Here is a 17,680-nt window from a genome sequence, read left to right on the forward strand (position 1 = left end):
GGAACGCGGTGATCGAGGTCGACGTGGTGGACGGCGTCGCGGTCGTACGGCTCGCCCATGGCAAGGTCAACGCCCTGGATCTGGAGCTGTGCCGGGCGATCGAGCAGACGATGCGCGAGCTGGACGACCCGGAGGGACCCGCCCGGGCCGTGGTGCTGACCGGGACCGGACGGGTGTTCTCGGCGGGCGTCGACCTCAAGCGCGTCGTGGACGGCGGCGCCCCGTACGTGGCGGAGTTCCTGCCCGCGCTCGGCGGCGCGTTCCGGTCCGTCTTCGACCTCGGCAAGCCGGTGGTCGCCGCGGTCAACGGGCACGCGATCGCCGGTGGCTGCGTGCTCGCCGCGGCCTGTGACCGCCGGATCATGGCCTCGGGGACCGGCCGGATCGGGGTCCCCGAGCTGCGGGTCGGGGTGCCGTTCCCGGCCCCGGCGCTGGAGATCATGCGGTTCGCGCTGGGACCGGTCCGCGCCCGTCAGGTGATCTTCGACGGTGCGAACCACGAGCCGGACGCGGCCCTGGCGCTGGGCCTGGTCGACGAACTGACCGATCCGGACGCGCTGGTGGACGAAGCGGTGGCCGTCGCGGGCAGGACGGCCACCGACATCCCGGCCGACACCTTCCGGTACACGAAGGCGCAGCTCCGGCAGGAGGTGAACGAACGGCTCGATCGCGTCGCCGAGCCGACCACCGTGGAGCTGTGGACGAGGGCGGCGACCGACGGCCGGATCCGGGCCTTCCTGGACCGTACGGTGGGTTCGCGCGGTCAGTAGCCGGCGCCGGTGAGCATGCCGCCGTCGATGAGGACCTCGCTGCCGGTGCAGTAGCCGGACTCGTCCGAGGCGAGGTAGACGACCAGCCCCGGCACCTCCTCCGCCTTGCCCATCCGCTTGAGCGGCAGAGCGTTGAAGAACGCCTCCGCGCTGCTCGCGGTCGCCGCGACGACGTCCGGGTCCATGGTCATCGCGGTGAGGATGGCACCGGGGTGGATGGAGTTCACCCGGATGCCGTACTGGCCGAGCTCGCGCGCCGCCGCCTTCGTCAGTCCGCGGACGCCGAACTTGCTGGCGCTGTAGGCGGCCAGCCCGGCGGCGCCGATGAAGCCCTCGGTGGAGGAGACGTTCACGATCGACCCGCCGCCGGCCGCCCGCATCGGCTCGATGACGGACTTGACGCCGAGCCACTGGCCGATGAGGTTGACCTCGATGACCCGGGTGCACTCCTCCAGGGACATGTCCTCGATCGGCTTGTGCCTGATGATCCCGGCGTTGTTCACCAGCACGGTGAGGCCGCCGAAGGCGGTGACGGCGGTGTCGACGGCGGTCCGCCAGTCGTCCGGACTGGTCACGTCCATCGGCACGAACCGCGCCGCGTCACCGAGTTCGGCGGCGAGCTTGCCGCCCTCCTCCTCCAGGACGTCGCCGAAGACCACCTTGGCGCCCTCGGCGACGAAGCGCCTCACGTGCGCCCGGCCCATTCCCCGCGCGCCGCCGGTGATCAGCGCGACCTTCTCGTCCAATCTGCCCATCACACACACTCCCGCCGCTGGTCGCGGACCTTGGCGGCCGCGACCGCCGTGGCCGCCGCCTCGATGCTCCGATAGGTGGGTACGCCCGCGGCCCGGGCGATCGCCCGCAGCTCGTCCTCGATGCCGGGCGGGGCGTACTCGGCGTTGCGCAGCACGAGGGTCACCCTCGTGCCGGTCAGCCCGCGCTGCAGCTCCCCGACCGCGTGCGCGTACGCGAGGAGCGGCTCGGCGCTGTCACCGAACGTGAAGAAGCTCTGCACGTTCACGTGGGTGATCACGTCCGGGTACGGCCGCCGCGCGGCCCGCTGGATCGCGGTGACGACCTGCCCGACGAGGTCCGGCCTGCCGCGCGGGCCGACCGGGATCTCCAGGGGGTTGCCGGGGACGGCGCCGACGGGCAGGCCGAGGTCGACGTCGGGCAGCGGGGCCAGCCGCAGCCCCGCGCGGTCGAGAGCGTCGGCGGCGAGCACGCCCGCCCCGCCGCTCGGTCCGATGACGAGGACGTCGGGGGACGCGGGCACGTCCCGCCCGGCGTGCAGGTCGAGGAGGTCGAGCGCGCCGATCAGGTCGTCCTGGGCGGTCACCAGCGGCAGCCCGGCCTGCCGGCCGAGGGCCGCCCAGATCCGCGCGTCGCCGACCATCGCGCCGGTGTGCGACGCGGCGGCCCGGTGGCCCTGCGCCGAGCGCCCCCCGACGAGGGCGACGACCGGCTTGGACACCGCCCGCAGCGCCTCGAACAGCGCCCTGCCGTCCCGGGGGTCCTCGAGGTAGAGGCCGATCACCGAGGTGTCGTCGTCGGCGGCGAGGTAGCGCAGGAGCTCGGCCGGTCCGACGTCGGCGCTGTTGCCGACCGTGGCGACCTTGGAGAACGCCAGGCCGCGGCGTTCGCCGACCCTGACGACCTCGCCGGCGAGCCCGCCGCTCTGCGAGACCAGCGCGATCCGCCCGGGCGGGCCCGGCCGCCCGCCGATGAACGTCTGGCCGCCCGCCGGGGAGTACACGCCCATGCAGTTGGGACCCAGCAGCCGTACGCCCGCCGCGCGGGCGGCGGCGACGAGCTCCTCCTCCAGGCCCGCCGCGCCGGTCTCCCGGAAGCCCCCGCTCATCACCTGGACGAACGGGACGCCGCGGGCCTCGCGTACGACGTCCGGGCAGCGCTCGGCCGGGACGGCGACGAGCGCGTAGTCGACGCCGGACCCGTCCAGGGAGGGCACGCAGGGCACCCCGTCGATCTCGTCGGCGGTCGGGTGGACGGCCACGAACCGGCCGGCGTACCCGGCCGCGCGGTAGAAGCCGAGGAACATGTTGCCGAAGTTCGGCCGCTTGGTGGAGGCGCCCACCACCGCGACGCCGCGCGGCGCGAACAGCCGGGCGAAGTCCTGCGGCGTCGCCTCCGGGCGCGGCCGCCCGCCCTGCTCGGCGGAGGCCGGGCGCGGCAGCCGGGCCTCCACTGAGGCCGGGGACGGGAGGTCGGCGTCCACTACGGCGGGGCCCTGGCGCGGCAGCCGGGCCTCCACTGTCGCGGGGGCCGGGCGCGGGAGGCGGGCGTCCGCTGTGGCAGGGGCCGGGCGCAGGAGGCGGGCGTCCACCGCGACCGCGCCCTCGGGCGTGCAGATGACCGGGTTCAGCTCGAATTCGCGGAAGTCCAGGCTCTCGGCGACGCCGCCCGGCCCGCCGACCGCGAGGAGGACCTTGACCAGGGCGTCCCGGTCGACCGCCGGCGAGCCGCGGAGGCCGTCGAGGAGGGCCGCGCCGCGCAGCTCCGACAGCATCTCCCGGGCGTCGTCCTCGGTGATCGGGCACAGCCGCAGGGCGGTGTCGTGGAGGACCTCGGTCCAGACGCCGCCCAGGCCGACCAGGACCACGGGCCCGAACGACGGGTCGCGGACCGCTCCGACGATCACTTCGACGCCCGGCGCCGCCTGCTCCTCGACCAGGTAGCCCTCGATCGCGATGCCGGAGCCGGCCGGCGCCGCCCGGATCTCGGCGGCGGCCCGCGCGGCCTCGACCGGTGAACCGAGCCCCAGCCGCACGGCCCCGGCGTCGCTCTTGTGCACCAGCCCGGGGCCGTACGCCTTGACGACCAGCGGCGGGGTCAGCCCGCTCGCCGCGGCGGCGACGTCCTCCGCGGCCCGGGCGGTCGCGCCGCGCGGCACCGCGATCCCGAACCCGGAGATCAGGTCCTTGACGACGTGCTCGGCGACCACGCCGGGCTCCTCGACCTGCGTCACGGGCGCTCCAGGAGGTCGGCGTAGCGGGTGCGGATCTCGCGGCGCAACAGCTTGCCCGGGCCGCCGGAGGCGTCCTGGGTGTGCGGCAGCTCGTCCGCGACGACGACGAGGTCGGGTGCCTGGTGGGCGGGCAGCCGGGCGGCGAGCCGGGCCCGGACCTGCTCGGCGTCGAGAGTCGTCCCGGCACGGGGGACGACCGCCACCAGGACGCGCTGCTCGACCGCGTCCTCGCCCTCCGGCTGCGCCGGAACGCCCACGACGCCCGCCTCCGCGACGCCGTCCAGCTCGATGGCCGCGTCCTCCAGGCCGCTCGGCTGGGACCAGACGCCGCTCTTGAGGATGGCGTCCTCGCGGCGGCCGAGCACGGTCAGGAAGCCGTCCTCGTCGAGGATGCCGAGGTCTCCGCCGACGTACCAGCCGTCGCGGAGCACCTGCGCGGTCCGGTCCGGCGGCTTGTCGTAGCCCTGCATGAGGTTCGGCCCGGTCAGGTTGATCTCGCCGACCTGGTTCACGAGCCGCTCGCCGTCCGGGCCGGTCACCCGCACCGCCGTGGACGTCCGGGCCCGGCCGACGGAGGCGATGTCCTGACTGCCGTCGTCCTGGCGGCCGATGCAGGTGTACGGCGCCTCGGTCTGGCCGTAGTAACTGAAGATCGCCGCTCCGGGCAGCCGCTTCATGATCTTCTCGCGGAGGGAGGGGAGCAGCGGCTCGCCGCCGAGCACGATCGCGGTCAGCGAGGACAGGTCCACGTCGGTGTGCTCGTCGGAGCCGAGCAGGGCCGAGAAGAAGCTGGGGATCAGGCTGACGTGGGTGACGCGCTCGCGTGGCACGACCTTGAGGAAGTTGGCCGGACCCCAGTCCTGTTCGAGCACCAGCCGCATGCCCGCGTAGAACGCCGGGCCGACCAGCGCCGGGAAGCCGATGCCCCAGATGATCGCGCCGGTGCCCATCACCGAGTCGGCGCCGTGCGGGATGTTCAGCCAGATCTGCGCCGACGCCAGGCTCGAGGCGTGGGTGTGCCGGACCGCCTTGGGCAGGCCGGTCGTCCCCGACGTGTAGAACAGCGCCATCAGGTCGTCGCCGTGCCCGCCCAGCGGCGGCTCGTCCTCCGCCGCCGCGGTCGCCAGCGCGTCCAGGTCGGTGGCGTCCTCGGCGGCCCCGCCCACCCGGAGCCACAGCCGCACGCCCGGGAGCCTCGGCCGTACGGCCGCGACCAGCTTCTCGACGCTCGCGTCGTACACGAAGGCCGTGCACTCGGAGTGCTCGACGACCTGGGCGAGCGTGTCCTCCGGCCAGTAGGGGTTGAGCGCGCAGACCACCGAGCCCAGCTTCATCTGCGCGAGGTAGACCTCGGCGACGTGCAGCGTCTCGTTCAGCAGCGACGCGACGCGCTCTCCGGGGCGGATCCCCGCCTCCAGCAGCGCGTGCGCCACCCGGTTGACCTTCCGGTTCAGTCCGTCGTAGGTGAGGCCGGGCCTGCCGCAGTAGGTCAGCGCCACCTTTTCGGGGGCGCGCAGCGCGCCGGCGGTGAGGATCGCATGCCCGTAGTTGCCGAATGGTGATCGCGCCACTGGGGTCTCCTGGTGCGGGGAGGGTCCTGGTTCGGGGGTCGAGCGGTCAGCGGGGCGCGTAGACGACGAGGGGGTTGCCGTCCGGGTCGAGCAGCACGGCGCGCGTCTCGTGCGGCCCCTCGTCCGGGCCGCCGACGAGTCGCGCGCCGGCCGCGGTGAGCCGCTCCACGGCGGCCGTGACGTCGGGCACCTTGAACGAGGCGGCCGGGTGCCCGCCGGTGACGTCCTCGGCCGGTCCCGCCAGCGCGAACGTCGTGCCGCCGGCGTCCAGCGCGGCGAACCGGCCGCCGTCGGTGAACTTCACGGCGAGCCCGAGCCCGTCGCGGTAGAAGGCGACGGCCCGGTCGACGTCGCGCACCGGATAGAGGACGTTGCCGATCTTCACGCTGGCCTCCAGTTGGGGATGCGGCCGAATCCGGGGAGGTCGTCGAAGCGGACCCGCACGGGCATGCCGATCCGCACGTCCTCCGGCGCGAGGTCGCCGACGATGCCGCCGAACGCCCGGACGCCCTCCTGCAGGTCGATCCAGGCGATCACGTACGGGACCTGGAACCCCGGCAGGAACGCGCGGTGGACGACGCTGAAGGTGTGCACCCGGCCGTGCCCGGACACCGCCTCGTACGGCAGGTCCGCGCCACCGCAGTGCGGGCAGGCGGGCTCGGGGAGGTGGACGCGGCGGCCGCAGTCGCGGCAGCGCTGAACGGCGAGTTCGCCACGCTGGCACGCCTCCCAGTAGGGCGCGGTCAGCGCGCTCGGCCGGGGCAGCGGGCGCGGGTCCATCGTTCGCCAAGCTAGCGCACGCTTGGTTGGTCGGCAAGAGATGTGGTTCGCCCATCCCCGGACCGCTTTGACGGGGGCCACTACGATTGTCCGCGCGGGGCAAACGTAAACGCAGTGAAAAACGGGGCTGATGGGAAACAAAAAACTCTGGCTGATCATTGCCGCTGCGCTGGTCGTGGTTCTGGGCGTCGCGGGCGGCGGGGCGTACGTCCTGCTGCGTACGAAGGGCAGCCCGGCGCAGACGGCCGAGGACTTCCTGGCGGGCTGGCGGCGCGGCGACCTGGCGGCGATGCGGGCCGCGACCGTCACACCGCCGGCCGACTTCGACCGGTACTACCAGGGGTTGCGCACCGACCTGGGGACCACGAAGGTCGGGGTCTCACTCGGGACGGTCACGAAACACGGCAAGCAGGCGACCGCCCCCTTTACCGCGACGCTCACGCTGCCGGCCGGGGACTGGAAGTACCAGGGGAGTCTCCGGCTGGTCACGAGCCACCGCGAGTGGAAGGTCGCCTGGGCGCCGGAGGCCGTCCATCCGGAACTGCACGCCGGTCAGCACTTCACGACCTCGTCCAAGTGGCTCAAGCGTGGCAGCGTCTTCGCCGCCGACGGCACGCCCATCGACGGCCCCGACGTCTCCGGCTCCGTCCAGCAGCTGGTCGGCGGCACCGCGCCGCTGACCGACAAGCAGGCCAAGAAGCTCGGTACGCCGTACGCCAAGGGTGACGTCGTCGGGCAGTGGGGCATCCAGCAGCGCTTCGACAAGCGGCTGGCCGGCACGCCCACCACGACGATCTCGACCGCCGACGCGTCCGAGCACACCGTGAAGTCCGTCGGCGGCTTCACCGGCAAGCCCGGCCAGAACGTCAAGACCAGCCTCGACCTGCACGTCCAGCGGGCGATGTCGAACGCGCTGCAGGGCCAGGGCAAGCCGACGTCCATGGTGGCGATCCGCCCCGCGACCGGGCAGATCCTCGCGGTCGGCAACATCCCGGGCGGCTTCGACCGCGCGCTGCAGGGCACCTACCCGCCCGGCTCCACCTTCAAGGTGGTCACCGCGTACGCGCTGCTGCAGGCCGGGCTCACCCCCTCGTCCCCCGTCCAGTGCCCCAAGACCGCCAACGTCGGCGGGCAGGTCATCCACAATTCCGAGGGCGAGGGCGGCGCGGCCAGCATGACGTTCAAGGACGCGCTCGCGGAGTCCTGCAACACGGCTTTCGCCCTCCAGACCCAGAAGCTGCTCAGCGCGGCGAAGCTGAGCAGCGCGGCGACCGCGCTCGGCTTCAATCAGAAGATCGATCCCGGTGTCACGGCCACCGCCGGCAGCTTCCCCACGCCGACCAGTGACGCGGAGAAGGCGGTCGCCGGCTTCGGTCAGGGCCGTGACCTGGCCAACGCGCTCAGCATCGCGGGCGTGGCGGCCGGCGTCGCGGACGGCACTTGGCGGCCGCCCGTGTTCGTCACCGAACCGCACGTTCCGCAGAAGGCCAAGGCGACTCCGCTGAACTCCACGGCGAGGAGCCAGCTGGAGGGGATGATGCGGGCCGTGGTGACCTCCGGCACCGCCAAGCCGGCCGGGCTGCCGTCCGGTACGGCGGGCAAGACCGGCACGGCGGAGTACGGCTCGGCGCAGAAGGGCAAGGAGCCGCCGACGCACGCCTGGTTCATGGGCTACCGCGGTGACGTAGCGTTCGCCGTCGTCGTCGAGGGCGGCGGCTTCGGTGCCAAGGCCGCCGCGCCCATCGCCGCCCGCTTCCTCAAGGCGCTTTAGGGGCCGCGCGGCCGGACGAAGATCCTCCGGACGGGGCTGGGGCGCCACCGCGTCCTCGCCGCCGGGCCGGGGCGCCCGGCCCGGCCCGGGGCTCAGCCCGCCGCGAGCGCGCTGCGGGAGAGGTGGTCGGCGCGCCGGGTGCTCTCCGGCAGGCGGTAGCGCGGCGTCAGTCGCAGGGTCACGGCGCACGCCGTGTCCAGGTCGACGCGGTGACCGACGGAGACGAACACCGGCCGGACGCCCGTCTGCGTGCGCAGCGCGCGGCCGACCACCTCGTCGCCCTCCATGACGGCGCTCCAGGATCCGCGGTCGGCGCCGGGCCGGTCGTACGCGCCGACCAGCCGCGTCTTGCCGACGCCGATCGCCGGCAGGCCGGTCAGCACGCCCAGGTGGCAGGCGAGGCCGAACCGCTTCGGGTGAGCGAGCCCGTGGCCGTCGCAGATGAGCAGGTCGGGGGTGACGTTCAGCCGTCGCAGTCCCTCGACCAGCGCGGGCAGCTCGCGGAACGCGAAGAGCCCCGGCACGTACGGGAACGTCGGCCGGTCGAGGACCACGGTCTCCTCGACGACCTCGAGGGCGTCCAGGTCCAGGACGACGACGGCGGCGGCGAGCCGGTCCTCGGCGTACGCGACGTCGAGCCCGGCGACGGTCCGTACGGACGGCGAGTCCGGGCAGGTCAGGTCGACGCGGGTACGCAGCCGGTCCTGCACGGCCTCGGCCTCACGGACGGTGGCCGGCCACGGGGGGAGATCCGGTACATCCACGAGGGGTCACGCTACCGGCATCCGGCCGGACCGCCGATCGGGCTACCCAAGCAAGTGCTCGCTCGCTTATCGTTGCGGCATGCCGATCACCCTGACCGAACTCGCGGCGCCGCGGCACAGTGCCGTCCTGGTGATGGAGATGCAGCGGGGCGTGGTCGGCGACCTGACGAGTTTCCCCGCGCTCGCCGAGGCCTGCGCCGAGCGCGACGTCGTCGACAACGCCGCGCGGGTCGCCGCGGCGGCGCGGGCCGCCGGCGTCCCGGTCGTGCAGTGCACCGCGGCGTTCCGCGCCGACCGCGCGGGCAGCCACACCGACAACGCCCCGTTCATCCGCAGGCTGCTGCGCGACCCCGCGCACATGCTGGAGGGGACCCCGGCGATCGAGGTCGTGCCCGACCTGGCCGACCCGGCGGACCTGGAGTCGCGGCGTTACCACGGCTTCTCGCCGTTCACCGGCACCTCCCTCGACCAGACGCTGCGCTCCCTCGGCGTCCGCACCGTCGTCGCCGTCGGCGTCTCGCTCAACCTCGGCGTCCCGGGCCTGTGCCTCGAGGCGGTGAACCTCGGCTACCGGGTCGTGGCGGTCACGGACGCGATGGCGGGCGTCCCCGCCGACTACGCCGACGCCGTCCTGACCCACACGGTCGGCCTGCTCGCCGCCCGCGCCACCGCCGGTGAACTCGTACGAGCCTGGAAGACCCCCTAGGAGGCCGGATGGAAGGGCTGTCGCTCGCCGGGCGCACCGCACTGGTGACCGGAGGCGCGGGCGGGATCGGCACGGCGATCTGCGCCGACCTCGCGGGGCTGGGCGCCCGCGTCGTCGTCGCCGACCTCGACGAGGACGCCGCCCGTACGACCGCCGCCGGCCTCCCGGACGCGGTCGCCGAGCGGGTCGACCTGGCCGACCCGGGGAGCATCGACGACCTGGCGGGCCGCGTCGGCGCGGCCGACATCCTCGTCCACAACGCCGGGATCAGCATCGTCGAGCCGTTCGTCGACAGCGACCCGGCGTCCTGGGACCTGATGTGGAAGATCAACCTGCGCGCCCCCATGTACCTCACGCGCCTGCTGCTGCCGGGCATGCGCGGCTGGGGGCGGCTGGTGTTCATCTCCTCCGACGGCGCGCGGGCGGGCTCCGGCGGCGAGGGGGCGTACGCCGCGACGAAGGCGGGGCTGTTCGGGCTGGCCAAGACCCTGGCGCGCGAGGCCGCCCGGCAGGGCGTGACCAGCAACGTCGTCTGCCCCGGCCCGACCGACACCCCGATGGTGCGCACCGTCGCCGACCGCCATCCCGGGCTGGTGGACAAGCTCGCCCGGCAGATCCCGCTGCGCCGCATCGGCCGGCCCGCCGACGTGGCGGGCCTCGTCGCGTTCCTCTGCACCGACCGGGCCGGCTACATCACCGGCCAGACCCTGTCCGTCAGCGGCGGCATCACCATGTTCTGACGTGGACCGCCTACAGACTCGCGTACGCCGCCTCGAGCAGGCGGTAGGCGCGGACGCCGCCGGAGACCTCGTCGCCCATGCGGTTCGGGATGTAGGCGAGGGCCAGGCCGCTCTCGATGTCGCCGAGGCTGATCGAGCCGCCGAGGCCCGTGTGCCCGAACGCCGAGTCCCAGCCCGCCTTGGGCGTGAGGAAGACCAGCGACGGCCGCATGAACCCCAGGCCGAAGGAGCTGTCGATGTACATCACGCGGTCCGGGCCGGCCACCCGGCGTACGACGGCGTCGCGCAGCGTCGTACGGGAGACGATCTGGCCGGCCAGCAGGTCGCGGTAGAAGCCGGCGAGCGCCCGGGCCGTCGTCACCATGCCGAGCGCGGGCCAGCCGGCGCGCAGCATCTCCGGGTTGTTGTTGCCGCCGGGCAGGCGGTTGATGTCGGGGTTGCCGAACGTCCGGTTCAGCAGGCTGTTCGGGTCGCGGAACCCGGCCATCATCTTGGCGAGGGGGTCGTTCGGGTTCATCGGCCGGGGCACCTCGCCGGTAGCGCTCGGGCCGCCCTTGCGCGCCGACGCGCCCTTGTCGACCTTCCGGCCCGCGCTGAGCCGGGCGGTCCGCTCGATCACGTCGTCGGGCGCGCCGACGTGCAGGTCCAGGCCGAGCGGCCCGGCGATCTCGTCGCGCACGAACTCGCCGACGGTACGGCCGGAGCAGCGGCGGACGATCTCCCCGGCCAGCCAGCCGTACGTCAGCGCGTGGTACCCGTGCGCGGTGCCGGGCTTCCACTCCGGCGCCTGCGCCGCCAGCAGCGCCGCGACCGCGGCCGGGTCGTGGGCCTCGGCGACCGGGACGTCGCGGCTCAGCGCGGGCAGCCCCACCTGGTGCGACAGCAGGTGCTCGGCGGTCGCGGCCTCCTTGCCGGCGGCGCCGAACTCCGGCCACCACGACGTCACGGGGGCCGCCAGGTCGTACAGGCCGCGCTCGGCCAGCAGGAGGGCGGACGTGCCGGTCACCGCCTTGGTGCAGGAGAAGGCCAGGCACGGGGTGTCGCGCTCCCAGGGCCGGCCGGACCTGCGGTCCGCGACACCGCCCCAGAGGTCCACGACGCACCGGTCGCCCAGGTAGACCGCCACGGCCGCGCCGAACTCCTCACCGCGTTCGAAGCCGTCGGTGAACGCCGTCCGGACCGCCTCGAACGCCGGATCGCAGTGACCTTCGATCATGTGCCTCACTCCTGGAGGGAACAATTGTGAGCGAGTCTAATTGGGGCCGATGGGGGACCGACGACGAACGGGGTGCGCTGAACCTCCTCACCCCGGAGGTCGTGCGGGCCGCCACGGCCTGCGTCCGGGAGGGCCGGCCGCTGAGCCTGTCGCTGCCGATCCGCGGCGCCACGTCCTCCCCGGCGCCGACCACCGTCCCGCACCTGCGCGGACGGCCACTGCCCCAGCACTTCATGTCGGTCGACGCGGGCGACTACGCCGCGGGCGCCCGCCCGATCGGCGCGGGCCTGCGGATGGCCGACGACGCCATCGTCGTCACGCCGCACGGAACGACCACGCACATGGACGCGCTGTGCCACATGTGGACCGGCGACCGGCTCTACAACGGGCACCCGGCCGGGCGGGTGCGCTCGTACGGCGCGACGCGGTGCGGCATCGACAAGGCGGGTCCGGTGGTCGGCCGCGGGGTGCTGTTCGACGTCCCGCGGCTCCGGGGCGTGCGTCACCTGGCCGCCGAGGACCGCGTCTCGGCCGAGGACCTGGCGGCGTGCGGGGTGGAGGTCCGCCCCGGCGACATCGCCGTCGTCCGTACGGGCTGGCCGTTGACCTGGCAGGACTCCCCGGAGGCGTACTGGGCCGGGCAGCCGGGCCTGTCGGCCGGCGCCGGGCGCTGGCTGGCGGGCCGGGACGTCGCGATGGTGGCGTGCGACAACGCCGCGATCGGCGGCCTCAACGAGCGTCAGCTCGCCGACGAGGACCTCGACGACGACCTCCACCTGATCTTCCTGTGGCGGCACGGGATCCACCTGGCCGAGATGCTCTGGCTGGAGGAGCTCGCCGCCACCGGCCGTACGGACTTCCTGTTCGTGGCGGCGCCGCTGGCCATCGAGGGCGGCACCGCCAGCCCGATCAACCCCCTGGCCGTCTTGTGACCGTTCCCCGAGCTCACGCCAGGTAGCCGCCATCGACGTCGAGGACGGTGCCGGTGATGAAGGAGGCGTTCGGACCGGCCAGGAAGGCGATGCCCGCCGCGATCTCCTCCGGGGTGCCGAAGCGTCCCATCGCGTTGGCGGCACGTTGAACGTCCGCGAAAGGACCGTGCGGTGGGTTCATGTCGGTGGCCACCGAGCCGGGTTGGACGACGTTGACCGTGATGCCGCGAGGGCCCAGGTCGCGGGCGACTCCCTTCGTGTAACCGACGATGGCGGCCTTGGTGGCGACGTAGTCGGCCACGCCCGGGAACCCGGGCCGGGTGGCCTGCATGGAGCCGACGGTGATGATGCGGCCGTCGTCCCGCAGGACGGCGGCGGCGGCTCGGACGGCGGCGGTGACGCCGCCGAGGTTGACGGCCAGTTGCCGGTCGAGGGCGGCCAGGTCGGCCTCGGTGTCGTCGACTCTGCCGGTGACGAACACCGCGGCGTTGTTGACCAGGATGTCGAGTCGGCCGAAGCCGGCGGCCACACGGTGCACCAGGTCGGCGACCTGGCGTGGGTCGCTCTGGTCGGCACGGTGGGCGGCGGCGCGCCCGCCCGCGCGTTCGATGGCGGTGACCACGTCGTCGGCCTTGCCGGCGGAGGCGGTGTAGCTGATCGCCACCGCGGCGCCGCCGGCCGCGAGCGCGCGGGCGGTCGCCGCGCCGATGCCTCGAGATCCGCCGGTGACCAGGGCGACCTTGCCGTTCAACGGCCGTTCCGTCGTATGCATGGATGATCTGTTTCCTCGTGCGATCGTCAGTGGTGGGCGGCCGGTTCCTGGGGAGTGGGCGCGGCGGCGGGACGGCGGTCGCGTCGTAGCGAGTAGAGCGCGATGAGCAGGCCCACGATGGTGAGGGCGGCGGCGACGGGGTAGATCGAACGCGGTCCGGGACCGTCGATGAGCCGTCCACCGAGCCATCCGGCGAACGCGGCGGCGAGCTGGAAGCCGGAGGCGTTGACGGCGATGGCGAGAGTGGGGGCGGCCTGGGCGGTGGCCAGCACGCGGGTCTGCATGCCCGGGATGATCGCGAACGCCAGGACGCCGAGCACGAACCACAGCACGGCGGCGGGCAGCCGGTGACCGCTGATCGCCCCGCCCACCGCGAGCACCCCTGCCAGGACGGCCAGCAGGCCGGCGAGCGAGGGCATGAGTGCCTTGTCGGCCAGCCATCCGCCCAGGAAGTTGCCGATGACGGCGCCGGCTCCGTACACCAGCAACAGCACCGGCACCGCCTCGTCGGAGAACCCGCTGACGTCGGTGACCAGGGGCGCCAGGAAGCTGAAGACGGTGACGACCCCGAGGTTTCCCGCCGCGGTCAGGGCGATGGCCAGCAGAACGTCCCGTCCGGTGAACACCCGCAGCTCACCCGCCAGAGAGCCGACGGTCGGGGCGGGCCGGTCGGGGACCGACCGCAGTACCAGGGCCAGGGCGGCGGCGCTGAACGCGGCCACGGCGGCGAAGGTCGCCCGCCAGCCGAGGTCGTGGCCGATGACGGTGCCCAGCGGAGTGCCGGCGACGATCCCCAGGTTCATGCCCAGCGTCAACCGCGCCACGGTTGAGGCCTGCCTGCCGGCGGGGGCGGTGGAGACGGCGGTGGAGATCGCGACGGCGAAGAAGGTGGCCACCACCAGACCGGCGACGAAGCGCGCGGCCAGCAGGACCGGGTAGCTGGGCGCGAGGGCCGAGGCGGCGTTCCCGGCGATGGAGGTGACGATGAGCCCGACGATGAGCGGGCGGCGGGGCAGCCGCGCGGTCAGCGTCGTGACCACCGGTCCGCCAACGATCATGCCGAGGGCGTACGCGCTGACCAGCAGCCCCGCCGCCGGAATGGACACCGACAACTCGCGCGACACGTCCGGCAGGATCCCCGCGATGACGAACTCCCCGGTGGTCAGGCCGAAGACCACCAGCATGAGAGAGAAGACCAGAAAAGGCATGGCATCGCCTCAAAGTGTTTCGAACTCGTATGTTGCGAGTCATAACTATCATGACTCGAAACAGTTCGACTAGACTGCTGGCATGGCGGAGCGGCGTGATGCGGTGGCGGACCCGGTGACGGAGGGGCAGATCGACCGGGACGTGTGCAAGCTGATCCACCGGTTCACCCAGAAGCTGGACGTCCACGTGCGCGCCGTCGCCGACGAGCTGGGTCTGACCCCCACCCAGGTGATCGCACTACGAGAGCTGTCGGAACCGATCACCGCGCGGGAGTTGGCCAAGCGGATGGTCTGCGAGGCCTCCAACGCCACGTTCGTTCTCGACCGGCTGGAAGAGCAGGGGTTGATCGAGCGGCAGCCTCACCCGACCGACCGGCGCGCCAAGCGGATCGTGCTCACACCCGCGGGCGAACGCCGCCGGGCCGACGTTCTGGACCGGCTGAACGCCCACTCGCCGCTGGCCGCGCTCGACCCCACCCAACAGGAATCCCTGCGCGACCTGCTCCAGGCCCTCGTCGGCTGACCACCGAACAGGACGGTCAGCGGCCCGGGTAGCCGCCTCCGCCGTAGGCCGCGTCGAGGGCGTCGTAGTCCGGCGTGTAGCCCTTCTTCGGGATGGACGCGGCGAACTCCACGTGCCGCGGTTTCTTGTACGAGGCGATCCGCGACCGCACGTGCTCGACGACCTGCTCCCGCGTCAGCGACGCGCCGTCCTTCAGGACCACGATCGCCTTGACGTTCTGGCCCCACTCGGGGTCCGGCACGCCGATCACGGCCGCGTCCGCGACGGCCTCGTGCTCCTTCAGCGCCCGCTCGACCTCGGCGGGGTAGATGTTCTCGTTCGCCGACTTGATCATTCGTAGCCGCGGGCCGATGAACGTGATGGTGCCGTCCGGCTCCCGGCGGCCGAGGTCGCCGGTGTGGTGCCAGCCGCCGGCCGCCTTGGCGGCGTTCAGCTCGGGCCGGTTCCAGTAGCCGCCGAACATCGTGGCGCCCCGCGCGCAGATCTCGCCGGTCTCGCCCGGAGGGACCTCGTCGCCGGCCGGGTCGAGGATCCGCACGTGGACGAGCGGGGACGGCCGGCCGGCGTACCCCTGCCCGCCCGGCGCCAGGCCGAGGAACGTCAGCATGCCGCCCACCTCGGTCTGCCCGTACCCGCCCATCGTGGACGCGCACCACGGGCTGTCGTCCACGGTGATCATGGCGTCCCACTCGGGGGAGTGCGCGACGAAGCGCAGGGACGACAGGTCGTAGGTGCCGCCGGCGTTCGCCTCGACGAGCTGGTCGATCATCGGTCCGAACAGGAACGCCTGCGTGCAGCGCTCGGCCTCGATCAGCCGGCAGACCTCCTTCGGGTCGTACGCGGGCGTGAAGACGTTCGTCCCGCCGAGCTGGAAGGTGGCCAGGCAGAACATCATGGTCCCGACGTGGAACAGGGGTCCGCAGTCCAGGTAGGTGAACCCGTCCTCCATCTGCCGGATGTGCAGCATCGCCATCGCGTGTGCGATCAGCGCCGAGTGGCTCAGCAGCGCCGCCGCGGGCCGGCCGTCGAACGCCGCCGTGTAGAGGGCGAGGACCGGCAGGTCGGGCGTGACCGCGACCGTCGGCTCCTCGGGAGCTCCGGCGGCGGCGTAGGCCTCGTACTCCTCGCCCGCCGCGATCCAGCGCGCCGGCGCGGCGGCACGGGCGCGGGCCTGCATGGCGGCCTCGGACTCCTCGAACACGACGACGGCGGGCCGCAGGTCGTCCAGCACGAAGGTCAGCTCGTCGGCGCTCTGCCGCCAGTTGGCCGGGCAGAGGATCGCGCCGAGCCGGGCGGCGGCCAGCAGCAGCTCCAGGATCCGGAAGGAGTTGCGGCCGAGCCACAGAACGCGCTCGCCGGGACCGACCCCGTCGGCGGCGAGCGCGTTCGCCAGCCGGTTCACCCGTTCGTCGAGTCGCGGATAGGTCAGCCGGACGTCCGCGTCCACCACCGCCAGGCCGAGCGGCCGGCCGCGCCGGTGCTCACCGAGGACGTCTCCGAGGGTCAACCCGTGTACGGACATCACGTCTCCTGTCGAGGATCCCGAGGGCGGGCGGGGTTTCGCTGCGGGGAGGCGGCTCCTCAGCGGAAGGCCGGCATCACCTCGGCGGCGAAGAACCTCAGGACCTTCCTCATCTCCTCGATCGGCACGGGCCGGGTGCTGCCGAAGTCGCACATCAGGTTCGTGAAGCCGAAGTCCGCGATCATCTTGATCTGGTTGATCACCCGGTCGGGGTCGCCGATGACCTCGAGCTGCTCCCAGCGGAAGTCGGCGCCGACCTCGCCGCCCTTGAGATAGCGGTCCTGCCAGTACTCGAACCCCTTGGCGACCTCACCGGTCCTGGAGTCGATGGGCGCGCTCTGCCGGTTGAAGATGCGTGACCGGTCGAAGGAGCTCTCGAAGCGGGCCTGGTCGGCGCGGGCCTGCTCGACGGTCGGCGCGACGTACACCGAGCGGCTGGCCACCAGCTCGACCCCCTCGGTGTCGACGCCGTTGGCCCGCGCGGTCGCGTGCCAGGTCTCCGCCGCCTTGGCGATCTTCTTGAAGGGCGCGGCGGGGTCGGCGAGGATCGGCAGGCCGCGCGCGGCGTACAGCTCCACCGTCTCCGGGCTCACGGCCGCGACGTGCAGGGGCGGGTGGGGCCGTTGCACCGGCCGCGGGGTGAGGGAGACCTCGTTGCCCGTGCCGTAGTACTTGCCCTGGAAGTGCACGTCGTCCTGGGTCCACAGCGCGATGATCATGTCGAGCGCCTCGTTGAAGCGTTCGCGGGCCTCGCCCAGGTCGACGCCGAAACTCTCGAACTCCACGCTCTGGTAGCCGCGGCCGACGCCCATCTCCAGCCGGCCGTCGGACAGCAGGTCGACCATCGCGGCCTCCTCGGCCACGTGCACCGGGTTGTGGAGGGGCAGCACGACGATCCCGGTGCCGAGCCGGATCCGCTCGGTGCGCGCGGCGAGGTTGGCCAGCAGCGTGAAGATGTTCGGTACGACGCCGTAGTCGCGGAAGTGGTGCTCGGCCACCCACAGCCCGTCGAAGCCCAGCTCTTCGCAGAGCTCGGCGATCTCGATCTGGTAGTCGTACACCTCCCGGACGGTCTGCCCCTCGAACCGGTGGAAGAGCTGGAAAGTGGAGAACTTCATGCGGACGGCACCTCCGTACCAAGCGCTCGCTTGGTAGCGTATCAGGCTTGGCGTCCGCGATGGAGTCCCGGCGAAGGCCGAATGGTGGAATACCAGCGGTGAATTGCCGCATACAGGCGGTGATCGCCACAAAATATGTCAAACGACGTATTTGCCCGCAGTGATCGTTTCCTTAGCATTTATGTCCACGCACACGCTCGGGGGAGCGGCGACCCTGATAGGCGGTCGGGGAAGGAGGCTGCGATGGGCGGCGTGTCCTGGGCCTGATAGGCCCCGCGGTGGGGCGGCCGGGCGACGACCC

Annotated in this window: 17 protein-coding genes; 6 read left to right on the top strand and 11 right to left on the bottom strand. The window is 73.0% G+C overall.

Translation table 11 applies throughout. The features are described from left to right. Positions 1-8: 8 nt before the first annotated feature. Positions 9-770: an enoyl-CoA hydratase/isomerase family protein gene (locus ABD978_RS29195; protein WP_345361638.1), complete on the top strand. Its 762-nt coding sequence runs from the start codon at positions 9-11 to the stop codon at positions 768-770. On the opposite strand, the gene ABD978_RS29200 is transcribed toward ABD978_RS29195, so the two are convergent. Genes ABD978_RS29200 through ABD978_RS29220 form a run of 5 tightly spaced genes read right to left on the bottom strand, consistent with a single transcriptional unit; the run spans position 764 to position 6,107 of the window. After that, positions 764-1,525, bottom strand: coding sequence for a glucose 1-dehydrogenase (locus ABD978_RS29200; RefSeq protein ID WP_345361642.1), 762 nt, complete (start codon positions 1,523-1,525; stop codon positions 764-766). The two genes, ABD978_RS29195 and ABD978_RS29200, sit on opposite strands and share 7 nt — an antisense overlap. Further along, positions 1,525-3,756 (bottom strand): acetate--CoA ligase family protein, encoded by a 2,232-nt coding sequence (locus ABD978_RS29205; RefSeq protein WP_345361645.1) that lies wholly within the window; start codon positions 3,754-3,756, stop codon positions 1,525-1,527. Before ABD978_RS29205 ends, ABD978_RS29200 begins: the two co-directional genes overlap by 1 nt. Next, a complete protein-coding gene (locus ABD978_RS29210; RefSeq protein ID WP_345361648.1) occupies positions 3,753-5,327 on the bottom strand; it encodes a class I adenylate-forming enzyme family protein in 1,575 nt (524 codons plus the stop codon). The genes ABD978_RS29205 and ABD978_RS29210 overlap by 4 nt, the downstream gene beginning before the upstream one ends. Positions 5,328-5,373: 46 nt before the next feature. Further along, a complete protein-coding gene (locus ABD978_RS29215) occupies positions 5,374-5,712 on the bottom strand; it encodes a VOC family protein (RefSeq protein ID WP_345361651.1) in 339 nt (112 codons plus the stop codon). After that, entirely contained in the window at positions 5,709-6,107 is a 399-nt protein-coding gene (locus tag ABD978_RS29220; RefSeq protein WP_345361654.1) for a Zn-ribbon domain-containing OB-fold protein, read from the bottom strand. The genes ABD978_RS29215 and ABD978_RS29220 overlap by 4 nt, the downstream gene beginning before the upstream one ends. Positions 6,108-6,237: 130 nt before the next feature. Between ABD978_RS29220 and ABD978_RS29225 the strand changes: the two genes are divergently transcribed. Next, on the top strand, positions 6,238-7,878 hold the full coding sequence (locus ABD978_RS29225; RefSeq protein ID WP_345361657.1) for a penicillin-binding transpeptidase domain-containing protein: 1,641 nt from the start codon (positions 6,238-6,240) through the stop codon (positions 7,876-7,878). Between the two features lie 92 nt (positions 7,879-7,970). On the opposite strand, the gene nfi is transcribed toward ABD978_RS29225, so the two are convergent. Next, positions 7,971-8,642: a deoxyribonuclease V gene (gene nfi / locus ABD978_RS29230; protein ID WP_345361660.1), complete on the bottom strand. Its 672-nt coding sequence runs from the start codon at positions 8,640-8,642 to the stop codon at positions 7,971-7,973. A 79-nt stretch (positions 8,643-8,721) separates the two neighbouring features. Between nfi and ABD978_RS29235 the strand changes: the two genes are divergently transcribed. Together ABD978_RS29235 and ABD978_RS29240 are read left to right on the top strand one after the other, a co-directional pair. Continuing rightward, on the top strand, positions 8,722-9,348 hold the full coding sequence (locus ABD978_RS29235) for an isochorismatase family protein (RefSeq protein WP_345361663.1): 627 nt from the start codon (positions 8,722-8,724) through the stop codon (positions 9,346-9,348). 8 nt (positions 9,349-9,356) lie between these two features. Beyond that, the gene (locus tag ABD978_RS29240; protein ID WP_345361666.1) at positions 9,357-10,088 is read left to right on the top strand and encodes an SDR family NAD(P)-dependent oxidoreductase; all 732 of its coding nucleotides are present in this window, start codon (positions 9,357-9,359) and stop codon (positions 10,086-10,088) included. Positions 10,089-10,098: 10 nt separating this feature from the next. On the opposite strand, the gene ABD978_RS29245 is transcribed toward ABD978_RS29240, so the two are convergent. Beyond that, positions 10,099-11,304, bottom strand: coding sequence for a serine hydrolase domain-containing protein (locus tag ABD978_RS29245; RefSeq protein ID WP_345361669.1), 1,206 nt, complete (start codon positions 11,302-11,304; stop codon positions 10,099-10,101). Between the two features lie 26 nt (positions 11,305-11,330). On the opposite strand from ABD978_RS29245, the gene ABD978_RS29250 reads away from it, so the two are divergent. Continuing rightward, positions 11,331-12,236, top strand: a complete 906-nt coding sequence (locus ABD978_RS29250) for a cyclase family protein (protein ID WP_345361672.1) — start codon at positions 11,331-11,333, stop codon at positions 12,234-12,236. Positions 12,237-12,249: 13 nt separating this feature from the next. Here the strand turns inward: ABD978_RS29250 and ABD978_RS29255 are convergent, their stop codons facing one another. Further along, the gene (locus ABD978_RS29255) at positions 12,250-13,008 is read right to left on the bottom strand and encodes an SDR family NAD(P)-dependent oxidoreductase (protein WP_345361675.1); all 759 of its coding nucleotides are present in this window, start codon (positions 13,006-13,008) and stop codon (positions 12,250-12,252) included. 26 nt (positions 13,009-13,034) lie between these two features. Next, on the bottom strand, positions 13,035-14,216 hold the full coding sequence (locus ABD978_RS29260) for an MFS transporter (protein ID WP_345361678.1): 1,182 nt from the start codon (positions 14,214-14,216) through the stop codon (positions 13,035-13,037). 82 nt (positions 14,217-14,298) lie between these two features. Between ABD978_RS29260 and ABD978_RS29265 the strand changes: the two genes are divergently transcribed. After that, positions 14,299-14,739, top strand: a complete 441-nt coding sequence (locus tag ABD978_RS29265; RefSeq protein ID WP_345361681.1) for a MarR family winged helix-turn-helix transcriptional regulator — start codon at positions 14,299-14,301, stop codon at positions 14,737-14,739. Positions 14,740-14,755: 16 nt separating this feature from the next. On the opposite strand, the gene ABD978_RS29270 is transcribed toward ABD978_RS29265, so the two are convergent. Both ABD978_RS29270 and ABD978_RS29275 read right to left on the bottom strand, forming a co-directional pair. Continuing rightward, positions 14,756-16,261, bottom strand: coding sequence for an AMP-binding protein (locus ABD978_RS29270; RefSeq protein WP_345361684.1), 1,506 nt, complete (start codon positions 16,259-16,261; stop codon positions 14,756-14,758). 59 nt (positions 16,262-16,320) lie between these two features. Continuing rightward, entirely contained in the window at positions 16,321-17,379 is a 1,059-nt protein-coding gene (locus tag ABD978_RS29275; RefSeq protein WP_345361687.1) for an LLM class flavin-dependent oxidoreductase, read from the bottom strand. Between the last annotated feature and the right edge of the window lie 301 nt (positions 17,380-17,680).

It is taken from the genome of Actinoallomurus liliacearum (genome assembly GCF_039542035.1).
Classification (GTDB): domain Bacteria; phylum Actinomycetota; class Actinomycetes; order Streptosporangiales; family Streptosporangiaceae; genus Actinoallomurus; species Actinoallomurus liliacearum.

Coding starts and splice junctions, on each gene's coding strand:
- ABD978_RS29200 (WP_345361642.1), bottom strand. CDS start 1,525: ATGGGCAGATTGGACGAGAAGGTCGCGCTGATCACCGGCGGCGCGCGG.
- ABD978_RS29220 (WP_345361654.1), bottom strand. CDS start 6,107: ATGGACCCGCGCCCGCTGCCCCGGCCGAGCGCGCTGACCGCGCCCTAC.
- ABD978_RS29225 (WP_345361657.1), top strand. CDS start 6,238: ATGGGAAACAAAAAACTCTGGCTGATCATTGCCGCTGCGCTGGTCGTG.
- ABD978_RS29235 (WP_345361663.1), top strand. CDS start 8,722: ATGCCGATCACCCTGACCGAACTCGCGGCGCCGCGGCACAGTGCCGTC.
- ABD978_RS29240 (WP_345361666.1), top strand. CDS start 9,357: ATGGAAGGGCTGTCGCTCGCCGGGCGCACCGCACTGGTGACCGGAGGC.
- ABD978_RS29245 (WP_345361669.1), bottom strand. CDS start 11,304: ATGATCGAAGGTCACTGCGATCCGGCGTTCGAGGCGGTCCGGACGGCG.
- ABD978_RS29255 (WP_345361675.1), bottom strand. CDS start 13,008: ATGCATACGACGGAACGGCCGTTGAACGGCAAGGTCGCCCTGGTCACC.
- ABD978_RS29260 (WP_345361678.1), bottom strand. CDS start 14,216: ATGCCTTTTCTGGTCTTCTCTCTCATGCTGGTGGTCTTCGGCCTGACC.
- ABD978_RS29265 (WP_345361681.1), top strand. CDS start 14,299: ATGGCGGAGCGGCGTGATGCGGTGGCGGACCCGGTGACGGAGGGGCAG.
- ABD978_RS29270 (WP_345361684.1), bottom strand. CDS start 16,261: ATGTCCGTACACGGGTTGACCCTCGGAGACGTCCTCGGTGAGCACCGG.
- ABD978_RS29275 (WP_345361687.1), bottom strand. CDS start 17,379: ATGAAGTTCTCCACTTTCCAGCTCTTCCACCGGTTCGAGGGGCAGACC.